The 14,881-nt window shown below is 51.9% G+C and carries 10 protein-coding genes; 3 read left to right on the plus strand and 7 right to left on the minus strand.

Going from position 1 to position 14,881, the window contains the following annotated elements; all coding sequences use genetic code 11:
* Positions 1 to 391 precede the first annotated feature (391 nt).
* Positions 392 to 889 (plus strand): serine protease inhibitor ecotin, encoded by a 498-nt coding sequence (gene eco, locus OGX83_RS16340; RefSeq protein WP_234096387.1) that lies wholly within the window; start codon positions 392 to 394, stop codon positions 887 to 889.
* Between the two features lie 96 nt (positions 890 to 985).
* On the opposite strand, the gene mqo is transcribed toward eco, so the two are convergent.
* Positions 986 to 2,647, minus strand: a complete 1,662-nt coding sequence (gene mqo, locus OGX83_RS16345) for a malate dehydrogenase (quinone) (RefSeq protein ID WP_003834639.1) — start codon at positions 2,645 to 2,647, stop codon at positions 986 to 988.
* A 278-nt stretch (positions 2,648 to 2,925) separates the two neighbouring features.
* On the opposite strand from mqo, the gene OGX83_RS16350 reads away from it, so the two are divergent.
* Positions 2,926 to 4,173: a SulP family inorganic anion transporter gene (locus OGX83_RS16350; RefSeq protein ID WP_286588573.1), complete on the plus strand. Its 1,248-nt coding sequence runs from the start codon at positions 2,926 to 2,928 to the stop codon at positions 4,171 to 4,173.
* On the opposite strand, the gene mgtE is transcribed toward OGX83_RS16350, so the two are convergent.
* From mgtE to OGX83_RS16380, 6 genes are all read right to left on the minus strand, one after another.
* Positions 4,136 to 5,572, minus strand: coding sequence for a magnesium transporter (gene mgtE, locus OGX83_RS16355; protein ID WP_008785304.1), 1,437 nt, complete (start codon positions 5,570 to 5,572; stop codon positions 4,136 to 4,138). The genes OGX83_RS16350 and mgtE overlap by 38 nt on opposite strands.
* Positions 5,573 to 5,677: 105 nt before the next feature.
* The gene (locus tag OGX83_RS16360; RefSeq protein WP_003834645.1) at positions 5,678 to 7,321 is read right to left on the minus strand and encodes a multidrug ABC transporter permease/ATP-binding protein; all 1,644 of its coding nucleotides are present in this window, start codon (positions 7,319 to 7,321) and stop codon (positions 5,678 to 5,680) included.
* A 75-nt stretch (positions 7,322 to 7,396) separates the two neighbouring features.
* Complete coding sequence (gene alkB, locus OGX83_RS16365; protein ID WP_502873520.1) at positions 7,397 to 8,047, minus strand: DNA oxidative demethylase AlkB; 651 nt, start codon at positions 8,045 to 8,047, stop codon at positions 7,397 to 7,399.
* On the minus strand, positions 8,047 to 9,111 hold the full coding sequence (ada, locus tag OGX83_RS16370) for a bifunctional DNA-binding transcriptional regulator/O6-methylguanine-DNA methyltransferase Ada (protein WP_286588575.1): 1,065 nt from the start codon (positions 9,109 to 9,111) through the stop codon (positions 8,047 to 8,049). Before ada ends, alkB begins: the two co-directional genes overlap by 1 nt.
* A 79-nt stretch (positions 9,112 to 9,190) precedes the next feature.
* Positions 9,191 to 10,243, minus strand: a complete 1,053-nt coding sequence (apbE, locus tag OGX83_RS16375; protein ID WP_286588577.1) for an FAD:protein FMN transferase ApbE — start codon at positions 10,241 to 10,243, stop codon at positions 9,191 to 9,193.
* A 114-nt stretch (positions 10,244 to 10,357) separates the two neighbouring features.
* Positions 10,358 to 11,473 (minus strand): porin OmpC, encoded by a 1,116-nt coding sequence (locus OGX83_RS16380; RefSeq protein ID WP_048215883.1) that lies wholly within the window; start codon positions 11,471 to 11,473, stop codon positions 10,358 to 10,360.
* Positions 11,474 to 12,210: 737 nt separating this feature from the next.
* Between OGX83_RS16380 and rcsD the strand changes: the two genes are divergently transcribed.
* Positions 12,211 to 14,880: a phosphotransferase RcsD gene (gene rcsD / locus OGX83_RS16385; protein ID WP_286588579.1), complete on the plus strand. Its 2,670-nt coding sequence runs from the start codon at positions 12,211 to 12,213 to the stop codon at positions 14,878 to 14,880.
* Position 14,881: the final 1 nt, after the last annotated feature.

Genomic DNA, 14,881 nt, shown 5'->3' on the forward strand with positions numbered 1-14,881 from the left:
GCCCTCCCTCGGCGGGTTGAACGACATAAAAAACTGCACTATTTATGAGTAGTTATTTTTAGCCGTAAGATATTTCAGGATGTGTTAGAGGTGCATACCCCAATTGGGGTAAATGCTGTTGCCGGATCAAAGGAGTGTTGAGTTGGCGGGAAAAAATGCGCTTTTGCTCACATTTCAATGAGTTATATAACAATGTATATAACGGTTTATTCAAAAAGATAAAGATCTCAATATTAGGATAATTCCTAGGATATATCGCTACCATGGCAGCGAAACTCTACCTAATACACTTTAAATATAAGTAAATCCAGATTAATAGATTATCCAAATATGTTAACCTGCTACAGACTCGTTCATAAGACAGAAGAAAGGAAACACTGTGAACAATAAGATGAAGACAATTATCCCTGCCGTACTTTTCGCCGCCTTTGCCAGCACCTCTGCATGGGCTGCCAGTAACGATACCGCCGCTCAGCCGCTGGAAAAAGTCGCCCCTTATCCCAAGGCGGAAAAGGGTATGAAGCGCCAGGTTATCCAGCTTACCCCTGAGAAAGATGAATCTACTCTGAAAGTAGAACTGCTGATCGGACAAACGCTGGAAGTTGACTGTAACCAACACCGCCTGGGCGGAGAACTGGACAGCAAAACGCTGGAAGGTTGGGGATATGACTACTATGTCTTTGACAAAGTTACCTCTCCGGTTTCAACCATGATGGCCTGCCCGGACGGTAAGAAAGAGAAGAAATTCATTACTGCGCATCTGGGTGATGACGGAATGCTGCGTTACAACAGCAAGCTGCCGATTGTGGTCTACACCCCGGAAAACGTGGACGTTAAATACCGTATCTGGAAAGCGGAAGACAAAATTCAGGACGCAGTCACGCGCTAAGTGAGAATGTGCCGGATGGCGGCGTACCGCCTTATCCGGCCTACAGACGCATAAACAATGCCGGATAAGCGCAGCAGCGCCATCCGGCATTTTATTTTACAGCGCTATATCCGCAACGGCTTTCTGTTCAGGCTGCGGTTGTGCCTGAGGTTTCAGTTGTGGTTTCGGTGCTTCATCAGCAACCTGCGGCTTGTCATATTTCAGACCCAGAACCTCACTGGTGTACTGCAACTCTTGTTCCGTAGCCTCAACGTTACCGTTCAGCTTAGTACCATAAGACGGAATAATGGTTTTCAGCTTCGCCTGCCACTCGGGGCTGGCTACTTTATCTTTAAACACTTTTTCCATCAGATGCAGCATGATCGGTGCCGCGGTTGATGCGCCCGGAGAAGCTCCCAGCAGCGCAGCAATCGTGCCTTCTTTATCGCTGACGACCTCAGTGCCCAGACGCAGCACGCCACCCTTCTCCGCATCGCTTTTGATGATCTGCACGCGCTGGCCCGCCTGCCATAAACGCCAGTCTTCTTTTTTCGCCTGCGGATAGTACTCTTGCAGCGCAGCAAAACGGTCGTCGTCGCTGAGCATCACTTGGCTCACCAGATATTTCACCAGATCGAAGTTATCCAGACCCACGTTGACCATAGGCATAAAGTTCGAGGTGGTGGTCGAGCTGAGCAGATCCCACAATGAACCGTTTTTCAGGAACTTGGTGGAGAATGTCGCGAATGGCCCAAACAGCACAACGCGCTTGCCATCAAGGATACGGGTATCGATATGCGGTACAGACATCGGCGGCGCGCCAACGGAGGCCTGACCGTACACTTTCGCCAGGTGGCGATTGACCACATCCGGATTTTCTGCAACCAGGAACTGCCCGCCAACCGGGAATCCGGCATAGCCTTTCGCTTCCGGAATGTCGGTTTCCTGCAACAGCTTCAGCGCAGCGCCACCGGCACCGATAAAGACAAACTTCGCCTTGATATCGTGTTCCGCTTCGTTATTTTTCAGATCGGCGACTGTGACAGTCCAGCTATTGTCGGCATTACGCTTAAAGCCACGCACTTCGGTGCTCAACTGCAGCGCAAAGTTGGGCTTTTTCTGCAATGAGGTAATCAGTTGGCGGGTGATTTCGCCGTAGTTCACGTCAGTACCAATCTCGGTACGCGTTGCTGCGACTTTCTGCTGCGGATCGCGACCTTCCATGACCAGCGGCGCCCACTCTTTAATCTGCGCGTGGTCTTCGGAATAGCGCATACCACGGAACAGCGTGCTCTGCTGCAGTGCGGTGTAACGGGCACGCAGGAAGTTCACGTTCTCGTCACCCCAGACAAAACTCATGTGCGGAACGGTGGTGATAAACGAGCGTGGTTCATGCATTACGCCATTATTGACCTGATAGGCCCAAAACTGGCGGGAAATCTGGAAGGCTTCGTTAATTTCGACTGCCTTTTCAATGCTGATGCTACCGTCGGCCTTTTTAGGCGTGTAGTTCAGCTCCATCAGTGCGGAGTGGCCGGTTCCGGCGTTATTCCAGCCGTTTGAGCTTTCCTGCGCTACACCATCCAGTCGCTCAACCATGGTCATTGACCATTGCGGCTCCAGCTCCTGTAAATAGGTTCCCAGCGTGGCGCTCATGATGCCGCCGCCAATCAACAGTACATCCGTTTCCTGCTCTTCCGCCGCTTTCGCTTTTGCCGCCATCGAGACAACATTCAGCCCAACGGCCATGGTGAAGAGCATGGCAGTCACTTTTTTCATAATGTTAATGCCTTACTTTTAGTATCGCTTTTTTGCTTTTAATGCAGGTGAAAATCGAGCGGCACCAACGGTAACACTTAAGTAAAAATAATTAAATAAAGTTTATAAATTATATTTAATTTTTAAAAATGTTATTAATACGTTGATAGTTTATGCGGTTATTGACAATCATTTCTGGAAACCGGTCCATCTGACGGGTACTATGCTGCGCTTTGCTATTCACCGCACGGATGCCTGTCGGTCTGCTGTATCAGGCCATTTCTGACCTGAGTGTAACTATGTCTGCAACTCAACATTCCTCTGCCACAGTCTCGGAACACACGACCCGTGCCGTGCTCCGCCAACCCCGTCTGCTGGTGCGCGAAACGCTGGCCGGCGTGGTAACCGCCCTGGCGCTGATCCCGGAAGTAATCTCGTTTTCCGTGATCGCAGGCGTTGATCCTAAAGTCAGTCTGATCGCCTCCGTCGTACTGTGCCTGGCGATGTCTTTTTTAGGCGGTCGTCCCGCAATGGTTACCGCCGCTGCAGGATCGGTCGCGCTGGTGATTGGTCCGATGGTGCATCAACACGGCGTGCAATATATCCTTCCTGCAGTGGTGCTGGCCGGGATGATTCAGATCCTGTTTGGTGTATTGGGAATGGCACGTCTGATGCGATTCATCCCTACGGCCGTGATGACCGGCTTTGTTAACGCGCTGGGTATATTGATTTTCTTTGCCCAGGTCCCGCATTTCTGGGGCAAAAGCCCGCTCATCTGGGGGCTGTTTGTCCTGACGCTGCTGATTGTGCTGTGGGTTCCGCGGTTTATTAAAGCAATTCCCGCACCGCTTATCGCCATCGTGCTGCTAACCGTGTTCACTGTCAGCAGCGGGCAACTGTTACCGACCGTCGGTGATGAAGGTTCAATGAGCGGCGGCCTGCCGGGTTTCACCCAGTTGTTGGTTCCGCTCAACCTGCAAACGCTGGCGATTATCTGGCCCTGCGCGCTGAGTATTGCTTTTGTTGGTTTGATGGAGTCGCTGTTAACCGCCCGTCTGGTGGATGACCTGACGGTGACGCCGTCGAATAAAAATCGCGAGAGTGCCGGGCTGGGGATAGCCAATATTCTGGCCGGATTTTATGGCGGCATCGCCGGGTGCGCGATGATTGGTCAAACCATCGTTAACGTCGAGATGGGCAAAGGACGCAGCCGCGTCTCGACGGTTGCCGCCGGACTGGTATTACTCCTGTTAGTCACAGGGTTAAGCGAAGTGATGGCAGAAATACCCATGTCGGTGCTGGCAGGTATTATGGTAATTGTGGCGGTAAAAACCTTCAGTTGGCACAGCATCCAGCCCGCCACGCTGACGAAACTCCCCGTCACTGAAACGCTGGTGATGCTGGTGACCGTCGCTGCCACGGTTTCTACCGGCAACCTGGCGATTGGCGTGGTTGCCGGGGTGATGACGATGCTCATTCTACCGCGTATCGTCAGACGCAAACGGGCGACTACATCAGAAACAGCGTTGCCAGACCGAGAAAAATAAAGAAACCACCAGTATCAGTGATAGCGGTTATCATGACGCTCGAGCCGACCGCCGGGTCGCGCCCGAGCTTCACCATCGTCATCGGAATGATAACCCCCATCAACGCCGCCATCAGTAGATTGAGCATCATCGCCAGAGTCATCACACCACCGAGCGCCATATCATCGTACAGCCACCAGGTAATGCCACCCATAATCCCGCCCCACACGAGGCCGTTGATTAGCGCTACGCCCATCTCGCGCAGGATGAGAAACGTCAGGTTCCCCGGCTGAATATTTTGCAGCGCGAGCGCGCGGACAATCATAGTGATAGTTTGATTCCCGGTATTGCCGCCGATACCCGCCACAATCGGCATCAACGAGGCCAGCGCCACCAGTTGCGAAATCGTATGTTCAAAACCGTCGATCACCCGCGAGGCGATAAAGGCGGTACAGAGGTTAACGGCCAACCACGCCCAGCGGGTTTTTACCGCTTTGGTAACAGGCGCAAACACGTCCTCTTCGGCGCTTAAGCCCCCCATTCGACGCAGATCGGTGTCGGTTTCTTCATAGACAACGTCGACAATCTCATCGATGGTTAAACGGCCCATCAGTTTACCGGAAGGGTCAACCACCGCGGCGCTGACCAGGTTGTCGCGTTCGAAGGTACGCGCAGCGTTTTCGGCGATATCTTCAGGAGAAAAGGTGAGCGGGTCATCTTCCATCACCTCGCTGACTTTTCGCTGCACATCATTGAGTAAAATGCAGGTTAGCGTCAGTTCGCCAACCAGCACTTTATTGCGATCGGTCACGAAAAGTTTATCGGTGTTCTCCGGCATTTTCCCCAGCCGCCGCAGATAGCGTTGCACCACTTCCAGCGTCACGTCCGGACGCACGGTGATGACTTCGAACTCCATGATCGCGCCGACGCTATTTTTCTCGTAGTGCAGCACCTGGCGGACGCGCGTCCTCTCCTCTGCCGGTAACGTCGCCAGCAGACGACCGGTAAGGTTACGAGGCAAATGCTGCACCAGGTAAATCTGTTCATCAATATCGAGATATTGCAGCGCATCCAGCAGCTCGCGGTCGCTCATCTCATCGATCAGGTCGTCCCAGACGTTTTCAGACGCCTCAAGCAAGACGTTACCGCGCTTTTCATTTTCGACCAGCCGCCACAGGGCGTGGCGCTCTTCAGAGGGCAAAGCTTCGAGGGTATCGGCCAGGTCAGGCGGTGGCAGGTGGGCCACCAGCGCCCCTACCTCAGCAATATCGTCGGCTAACGTACCGACGTCATATTGCTCAGCCAGGGTAAGCTTGCCCAACAGCGTTGAAATAATGGCTTTATCAGTGGTCAGCAGCCAGATGAGGCGCGCACGCTCTTCATCACGCAGTCTGGCGCTGTTTTTGTTTATTACGGACATTAATCATAAATCCATGATATGAAATATCATTAATCATGATGCCGATTTATGTAAATAACAATAAACAGTGCCGCCGGGTGGCTAAAAAACCGGCGGCACGAAGGATCAGGCTGTGCGAGCCACCGCGTCGCGCGAGGCGGCGTCACGTTCATCGCCCAACAGTTCACTCAACTGTCCGTTACGCATTTCCAGTAGACGATCGGCGTGAATAAAATAGTGATCGTCGTGGCTGATGGCGAAAATGGTTTTCCCCATTTCCTGCATCAAAGGCAATAGCACCTGATAGAACTCCCGGCGGAAATGGGGATCCTGATCGGCAGCCCATTCGTCCAGCAGAATGATGTCGCGCTCCTCCGCCAGGGCCAGCAGCAGCGCCACGCGTTTCTTCTGCCCTTTCGACAGCTTCAGATTGAGGATACGACCATCGCTCAGCTCCAGCTTATGACCCATCTTCAGATGTTCCAGCCACTTCGCGACCAGCTGCGGATTAGCCTCTTTACCTTCCGGCCCCAGCAGTTTGTCGAACAGCCAGACGTCGGTAAACACGGCGGAGAAGAGCTTGCGGTAGTCTTCCGGTTTTTCAACGGCAACGGCCTTACCATCAAGCAATATTTCGCCTGACTGCGGCTGGTATAGACCGGTCAGTAACATCGCCAGCGTAGATTTCCCGCTACCGTTACCGCCAATCAGAAAGATCAGTTCACCGCGATGAATCGTCAGATTCACCGGCCCTACGGAAAACGCATTATCCTGATAGTGAAAAACCACGTTGCGCAGCTCCAGCGTTTGCCAGTTGGGAAACGCGGTTGGGCGTGGGAATTCGGCCTTAAAAGGTGCCAGTGCGAATTTATTCAGCTTGTTGAACGCCACCTGCGCGGTAAGCAGCGTCGGCAGCGCGCCAACGGCAGAAAGCAACGGTGTTCGCAGGAATAACAGCGTCAGAGAATAGGTCGCTGCCACGGCGGTATCAGCCCATCCCAGACTGTTAGCCATCCAGAACACCAGGCCAATGGCACCCAGCATCATAATGTTCGACCAGTTAACCGCGCTCAGGTGGAAGGTATCGGCACGGATAATATGGTGGCGATACTCTTTGGCATCCGGGACGTACATCTGATTAAAGATATGCTCGGCGCGCTCGCGGTTAAGCGTCAGCTCTTTGCGCCCTTCCAGCACCGTCTGATAATCGTTGTACAACTTGTCTTCAGTTTCGCGCAAGGTGGCCATGTGTTTATACACCCGCGCCACCAGCACAAATCCGCCCCAGATGGTGATTGCCATCCAGATTGCCGTTACCAGTAGCATTTTGGTCGACAGCATCGCCAGATACGCCGCCGATCCTATGGTCAGGATAATCCCCTGCACCAGCTCAGGCAGACGAACAAAGGCGATGGTGATGTTGCGGATATCACTGGTTAAACCGGCCAGCAACGAGGCGCTGCCAAGCTGTTCAATACGCTCGACGTGAGTATCCAGAATTCGTTTGATAAATTCGCTACGCAGGCGGTAGACAAAGTGGTGACCCAGCGTGGTCAACGCCAGCTGAGAACCGAGGGTGACAACCATCAACAACAGCAGCAGGCCAAGAAACTCCGGTAGCACCATCAGCGTGGTGTCGACCGTTTCGATCAAGCGCTGGTTGATAAACGCAATCAGCCCAATCCCCAACGCGGCGCTGGCGAGGCTGAGCGCCATCACGCTGATAAATGGCCAGCGATACTGCCGCCAGACAAGAAGTAAAAGTTCCATGCTAACAACCCGGACAAGTAATAACAGCCCGCAGTTTAAACATCTCTTCGTCGACAGCAATAATAATTCTTATTTTTATTCTTTTTTACCAGCCAGACGAAACGTCAGGTTGTAACGACAGTCTCCGGTTAATGGGTGATACCCTGTTTTAAGCGGCTGGATCCCATGATAAAACAGCCGCGAATTACCGCCCCACACCACGACATCGCCATGTTCCAGCAGCAAACGCTTTAAAGGGTCATTACGGTGCAATCCGCCAAATTGAAAGATGGCTGGTAGCCCCAGCGATACAGAGACAATCGGCGCCCGCAGGTCGGGCTCGTCTTTATCCTGATGTAAGGACAGTTTTGCCCCTGGTGTGTAGCGGTTAATCAGGCAGGCATCGGGTTGAAAATCAGCATAGCCCGCCGCCGTCGCCGCCTGTTGGCACAGATCAACGAACGCATCCGGCAGCGGCGGCCAGTGCGTGCCGGTGAGTGGATCAAACGGAGAATAAAGATAGCCATGCTGATCCGTCGTCCAGCCCAGATGGCCGCAGTTGGTCATCGCCACCGACATCGTATAGCCGCCGGGCGTCACCATCTGGCGAAACGGCGACTGTCTGGCGACAGCCGCTATCGCCTGCAGTAAAGAGGGCGCAGAGTCAAAAGCGAAACGTCGCAGAATAACCGCACCTGACGCCAGCGGCTCCTGCCAGGGTTTCGCATCCGCAAAGAGATCGAGCATTATGTTTCCTCGCCAGTAGCTTCCCGTTGCAGTAACTGCGCCTTGCGCGCAATACCCCATCGGTAGCCCGAAAGTGCGCCATCGCCACGGATCACCCGGTGACACGGGATAACAATCGCCAGTTTGTTGGCCCCACAGGCACTGGCCACCGCGCGCACCGCCTTCGGTTTGCCGATGGCGCTGGCCAGCTGTTGGTAGCTCACTGTTTCGCCGCACGGAATTGTGCGCAGCGCCTGCCACACCTGCTGCTGAAATGCGGTGCCCCGGATATCCAGGGGGAGCGATAGCGACGCGTCACGCGAATTGATCGCGACGATCACTTCGCGCACGCGCTGCTGAAAATCGGCATCTGCAGGTACATCCTGCGCGGCGGGAAACAGCGCATGAAGATCCGCAACCAACGTAGCGTCATCATCGCCAAGCAAGATCGCGCAGATACCCCGCTCGCTTTCCGCCACCAGACAGCGACCCAGAGCGCAATCTGCGAGGGTATAGCGTACAGATACGTTATCGCCACCTTTACGAAATTGCTTTGCCGTCATGCCTAATGCTTGATCGGCTTTGCGGTAGTAGCTGCTGCTGTCGGGGAATCCGGCGTTGAGAATCGCCTGTGTAACCGAAACACCTTTCGCCAGGGCATCGCGCAGACGGCGAGCACGCCATGATTGTTGCCACACTTTCGGGGTCATGCCCGTCGTGGCTTTGAACAGACGATGCAAGTGATACGGGCTCATTGCCACCTGCTGTGCCAGCTCGTCCAACGTAAGAGGTGACTCTTGCTCCAACAACTGACAGGCGCGGGCAATTTTATCCAGCCGATGCTGTTGCGCGCTGTCTTTATCCGGCTGGCAGCGCTTACAGGGGCGAAACCCGGCATCCTGTGCCTGCTGGGCATCGGCGAAAAAACGGACATTTTTGCGCAGCGCATGTTTTGCCCGACAGGACGGACGGCAGAAAATACCGGTAGTCTGGACGGCAAAAACAAACTGACCGTCGGCGTTAACGTCGCGATCCACAACGGACTGCCAACGGTCATCGTCAGTGATGCGTAAACGATTTTTCATTTCGGACTCCTTTGTTAAGCATAGCGCTTAGCCTCAGTGTGTCCCCATCGTCGGGCATAAAAACCCGCAATCTTGCTTTTTAATTTTTTTCGCTGACCAGAAAGCTATTAAACTGCGGCGACATCCAGGTTTTAAACCCCTCACCCTCTTTCACAATCATATAGACCGCCAGCCCTTCACGACGCACGACTTCTTTGGCCTTTTCCGGGCCGAGCACCATCAATCCGGTATCCCAGCCATCGGCTTCCAGCGCCGTTGGCGCAATCACCGTTACGGACACCAGATTATGTTCGATCGGGCGACCGGTTTGTGGATCGATAACATGGGAAAGGCGCTTACCGTCCAGCTCATAATAGTTCCGGTAGCTGCCGGAGGTGCTAATGCCGTGCCCGTTAATGTCGACAATCGCCTGCACCGCGTTTTCACGATCGGTGGGTTTCTGGATTGCCACTCGCCACGGATGCCCTTCAGCATTCATTCCCCTGCTGTTCAGCGCACCACCAACGGAAACCAGATAACGGGAGATCCCCTCTTGCTCCATCAATCGAGCCAGATGATCGGCGGCGTACCCTTCACCAACGGTCGAGAGATCAACATACAGATCCGGCAAGTCTTTTTGCAGGTAGTTCTGATGCGCTTCATTCACGACTTTCAGATGAGAAAGCCCTGTTTGCGCTTTTGCAGCGTCAATTTGCCCTTGGGTGGGAATATGCAACGGCTGCTGATCCGGGCCAAATCCCCACATGTTGACTAACGGCCCCACGGTGATATCCATGGCCCCATCGGTTTTTGCACCAATGCGTAGCGCCGAAGTCACGATATCCGCCATGGCGTCGTTAACCGGCCACGGCGACAGACTTTTCGACAGGTTAAAGCGCATTAACGCAGAATCGTTTTTATAGGTGGAGAGCAGTTGATCATCGGCATCAAGCTGAGTCTGGATCTTGGCCTGCAGTTCCCTGGCGCGTTTGGCATCTACGCCTACCACACTGACCCGCCAGAAAGTGCCCATCGTTTTACCTTCCAGAACCGTGGCAGGAATTGTGGTCTGAGCAGGTTTCGGGGCCTCATCGCACCCGACAAAAAAGATCGTCACAGCCAGCAGTGCTGCGCGATAAAAATTCATTTCCATACGTAATTATCCTCATGCGAACGGGCGCAAGAGTACACCAAAAATCGTTGTTTGTACGGCGAAAAAACGGCATTAAAAAAGGCCCCGCAGGGCCTTTGATAGACATAATGTAGATTAGAACTGGTAAACCAGACCCAGTGCTACGATGTCATCGGTGCTGATGCCAGCATCACGAGTGAACTGGTTGTCATCCAGCAGGTTGATTTTGTAATCAACATAGGTGGACATGTTTTTGTTGAAGTAGTAGGTCGCGCCAACATCAACATATTTCAGGATATCTTCGTCGCCATAGCCGCGGCCCAGGTCTTTACCTTTGGACTGCAGGTAAGCCACGGACGGACGCAGACCGAAGTCGAACTGGTACTGAGCAACGGCTTCGAAGTTCTGTGCTTTGTTAGCCCAGCCCAGGGAGCCCGCACGCGTTGCGTTGTAGGTCTGGGTGTACTGTGCTGCCAGGTACACGTTGTTCGCGTCGTATTTCAGACCACCAGTGTAGGTTTCAGCACGGTCGCCAGTACCGAAGTTCAAACGGTTCTGCTCGTCAGTACGTTTGGAGCTGGTGACAGCAGTACCCAGTGCGAAGCCTTCACCGATATCATAAGTGATAGATCCGCCAACGCCGTCGCCGTTTTGACGCAGCGCGTCACGACCGTTGTTGGTCACGCCAGTGAACGTTCTGCCGTTCTCGTCTTCGCCGCTTACGCTACCGTTTTTACCCTGATACTGAATGGCAAAGTTCAGGCCATCAACCAAACCGAAGAAGTCGGTGTTACGGTAGGTCGCGAAGCCGTTACCACGCTGCTGCATGAAGTTGTCAGCACCGTAAGTATCGCCGCCGAATTCTGGCAGGACATCGGTCCAGGACGTTACGTCGTAAACTACGCCGTAGTTACGACCGTAGTCGAAAGAACCTACGTCAGCGAATTTCAGACCCGCAAACGCCACACGCGTCCAGGCGTTGTTTTCACTTTCAGCTGCATTACCCTGAATCTGGTATTCCCACTGGCCGTAACCGGTCAGTTGGTCGTTAACCTGAGTTTCGCCTTTGAAGCCGATACGCATGTAAGTCTTGTCACCATCATCACCTTTGTTGTCGGAGAAATAGTGCAGACCGTCGACTTTACCGTACAGATCTAATTTGTTGCCGTCTTTGTTATAAATTTCAGCCGCATTCGCTGCGCCTGCTACCAGCAGTGCTGGTACCAGGAGGGACAGTACTTTAACTTTCATGTTATTAACCCTCTGTTATATGCCTTTATTGCTTTTTTATGCCACTGCATACTGATTAAGGTCATTAACCAGTCGGCAACTTCATTCTCCGCAAAAACACAGAATAATCCAACACGAATATGATACTAAAACTTTTAAGGTGTTTCATTTATCGGTATAGATGTTTCTAAATGTTAATGAAAGGGAACTTTTTTAAAATCAAAAAACAGTCGAAATAAGCACAAATAATCAAGAATCATTTCAATTCTCTTTAAAATCAATGCATTGCACAAAAATATCTTATAGCACTGAATGACAAAACAAAATCTTCACTCGCAACTAAAATAGACCCGCTATCATCATTAACTTTATTTATTACCGTCATTCATTTATGAATGTCTGTTTACCCCTATTTCAGCCGAATGCTCAGCGTTCGGTTTTTTTTTACCCTTCTTTACACAAAACTTACCTTTCTGTGCTACCGATGAAAAACTATAACGACTATTAACTATCTCGGGCGTCACGATCAGATATAAGTTTGATAAATAATTTCTTGTTATTTAATGCTAAATGTATACATTCCGTACGAATATTTGTACCCACCTTTATCCACTGTACACCTTTGCACCGCCATGACTGCAACAAAATCAGGCGCAAAGAATGCAGGCCAGGCGGCGCGGTGTAAGTGTGGTAATTCATACATTACCCTTTATACTGCCCTTTCATCTTTCGCGTCGTTTAACAGGTCATAAACACGAATGAGTCAGTCTGACACAACGGTTTCCACCCGATTCTCCCTGTTACCAGGAAGTATTACCCGTTTCTTCTTATTACTGATCGTTGTGCTGTTGGTGATGATGGGTGTTATGGTCCAGAGCGCCGTCAACACCTGGCTAAAGGATAAGAGTTATCAGATTGTCGATATTACCCATGCCATTCATAAAAGGGTCGATACCTGGCGATACGTGACCTGGCAAATCTATGACAATATTGCCGCTACAACCAGTTCACCAGGCGCAGATGGGCTACAGGAAACGCGTCTGAAACAAGATATCTATTATCTTGAGAAACCCCGCAGAAAGACTGAAGCGCTGATTTTCGGCTCGCATGACAGTTCTACACTGGAAATGACCCAGCGCATTTCAACGTATCTGGATACGCTGTGGGGCGCGGAGAATGTCCCATGGTCAATGTATTACTTGAATGGTCAGGATAACAGCCTGATCCTAATCTCGACGTTACCGCTGAAAGATCTGACCTCCGGTTTTAAAGAATCGACGATTGGGAATATTGTCGATTCCCGACGCGCTGAAATGCTGCAACAGGCTAATGCGCTGGATGAGCGTGAAAGCTTCTCTTCTTTGCGCCGCCAGGTCTGGCAGAACGGACATTACTTCACGCTACGCACGACCTTTAATCAGCCAGGGCATTTGGCCACCGTTGTCGCCTTTGACCTCCCCATTAATGACCTGATCCCTCCCGGGATGCCGTTGGACGGTTTCCATCTGGAACCTGATGCCACCTCAACAACCGAGCATATTACTGAAAAAGAGTCACCAGACAGCGTCAGTATCAGCTTCAACAATGGCAAGATTGAAATCTCTTCAGCGCTGAATTCAACGGATATGCGACTGGTATGGCAAGTTCCATTTGGTTCCTTGCTGCTGGATACGCTGCAAAACATTCTGCTGCCGCTGTTATTGAACATTGCGTTACTGGCCCTGGCGCTGTTTGGTTATACCACCTTTCGCCACCTCCCTGCCCGTTCGACTGAAGTGGCGCCAAACCTTGCGGCAAATAATGAGCTGCGTGTTCTGCGCGCAATCAATGAAGAGATTGTTTCCCTTCTGCCGCTGGGATTACTGGTACACGATCAGGAAGCAAACCGCACGGTTATCAGCAATAAAATTGCCGACCACCTGCTGCCGCATTTAAATCTGCAAAACATTACCAATATGGCAGAGCAGCATCAGGGAGTGATTCAGGCCACCATCAATAATGAACTGTATGAGATCAGACTGTTTCGCAGCCAGATCTCCCCGAGAACGCAGATCTTTATCATTCGTGACCAGGACCGCGAGGTGCTGGTCAATAAGAAACTGAAACAAGCACAGCGGCTGTATGAGAAAAACCAGCAGGCCCGCGCGGCCTTTATGCAGAATATTGGCAGCGCGCTGAAAGCCCCCGCGAAAACGCTGGCTGCTAATGCCGCCGCGCTCAATACACCAGACAGCCAGAAACTGGCCAATCAGGCCGACGTTCTGGTGCGCATGGTGGACGAAATCCAGCTAGCCAACCTGCTGGAGAACGATGCCTGGAAAGGTGAATCCACACTGTTTTCCGTGCAGGCATTAATTGACGACGTGGTTCCGGAGGTTCTGCCGGCCATTAAGCGTAAAGGGCTGCAGCTGCTGATTAAAAATCACTTAAGCGCCCATGACGAACGCCGTGGCGATCGCGATGCCTTGCGCCGTATTTTGCTGCTGTTGATCCAATATGCGGTAACCACCACGCAGATTGGTAAAATCACGCTGGAAGTCGACCAGGATGAGTCAGAGGCCGAACGCCTGACCTTCCGCATTCTGGATACCGGGGAAGGCGTCACATTAAATGAAGTTGATAATCTCCATTTCCCATTCATTAATGACACGCAGGGCGATCGGTATGGCAAAGCCAACCCGCTAACGTTCTGGCTGTGCGATCAGTTAGCCCGCAAACTTGGCGGACACCTGAATATTAAAGCACGGGAAGAACTTGGAACACGTTACATCGTCCATGTTAAAATGCCGCTGCACGATCAACATGCTGATAGTGAAGAGCGCCTGTTGGATGACGTCTGCGTAATGGTTGATGTCACCTCAAATGACGTACGTAGCATTGTATTACGTCAGCTGGAAAACTGGGGGGCAACCTGCATCACGCCCGATGAACGGTTGAATAGTCAAGAATATGATCTCTTTTTAACGGATAATCCGTCTAATCTTACTGCCTCAGGCCTACTTTTAAGCGATGATGAGTCTGGCGTACGGAAAATTGGCCCAGGCCAACTGCGCGTCAACTTTAATATGAGCAATGCTATGCAGGAAGCGGTCCTTGAGCTGATTGAAGAGCAGCTGGCACAAGAAGAGTTCCAGGAACTCCCCCTCGGCGGAGATGAAAACGCCGAACTTCATGCCAGTGGTTACTACGCACTCTTTGTAGACACAGTACCGGATGATGTTAAGAGGTTGTATACTGAGGCGGCTATCAGCGATTTCGCTGCATTAGCCCAAACGGCCCATCGCCTGAAAGGCGTGTTTGCCATGCTTAATCTGGTACCCGGCAAGCAGTTATGTGAAGCGCTGGAACATCTTATTCAAGAGAAAGATGCTCCAGGTATAGAAAAATACATCAGCGACATTGACGTTTACGTCAAGAGCTTGCTGTAGC

This window comes from Citrobacter sp. Cpo074 (genome assembly GCF_030332745.1).
Lineage (GTDB): Bacteria > Pseudomonadota > Gammaproteobacteria > Enterobacterales > Enterobacteriaceae > Citrobacter > Citrobacter portucalensis.

What these genes read in the sequence shown, in the direction of transcription:
- eco (WP_234096387.1), top strand. Translation starts at nt 392, where the DNA reads ATGAAGACAATTATCCCTGCCGTACTTTTCGCCGCCTTTGCCAGCACC.
- mqo (WP_003834639.1), bottom strand. Translation starts at nt 2,647, where the DNA reads ATGAAAAAAGTGACTGCCATGCTCTTCACCATGGCCGTTGGGCTGAAT.
- OGX83_RS16350 (WP_286588573.1), top strand. Translation starts at nt 2,926, where the DNA reads ATGTCTGCAACTCAACATTCCTCTGCCACAGTCTCGGAACACACGACC.
- mgtE (WP_008785304.1), bottom strand. Translation starts at nt 5,572, where the DNA reads ATGTCCGTAATAAACAAAAACAGCGCCAGACTGCGTGATGAAGAGCGT.
- OGX83_RS16360 (WP_003834645.1), bottom strand. Translation starts at nt 7,321, where the DNA reads ATGGAACTTTTACTTCTTGTCTGGCGGCAGTATCGCTGGCCATTTATC.
- alkB (WP_502873520.1), bottom strand. Translation starts at nt 8,047, where the DNA reads ATGCTCGATCTCTTTGCGGATGCGAAACCCTGGCAGGAGCCGCTGGCG.
- ada (WP_286588575.1), bottom strand. Translation starts at nt 9,111, where the DNA reads ATGAAAAATCGTTTACGCATCACTGACGATGACCGTTGGCAGTCCGTT.
- apbE (WP_286588577.1), bottom strand. Translation starts at nt 10,243, where the DNA reads ATGGAAATGAATTTTTATCGCGCAGCACTGCTGGCTGTGACGATCTTT.
- OGX83_RS16380 (WP_048215883.1), bottom strand. Translation starts at nt 11,473, where the DNA reads ATGAAAGTTAAAGTACTGTCCCTCCTGGTACCAGCACTGCTGGTAGCA.
- rcsD (WP_286588579.1), top strand. Translation starts at nt 12,211, where the DNA reads ATGAGTCAGTCTGACACAACGGTTTCCACCCGATTCTCCCTGTTACCA.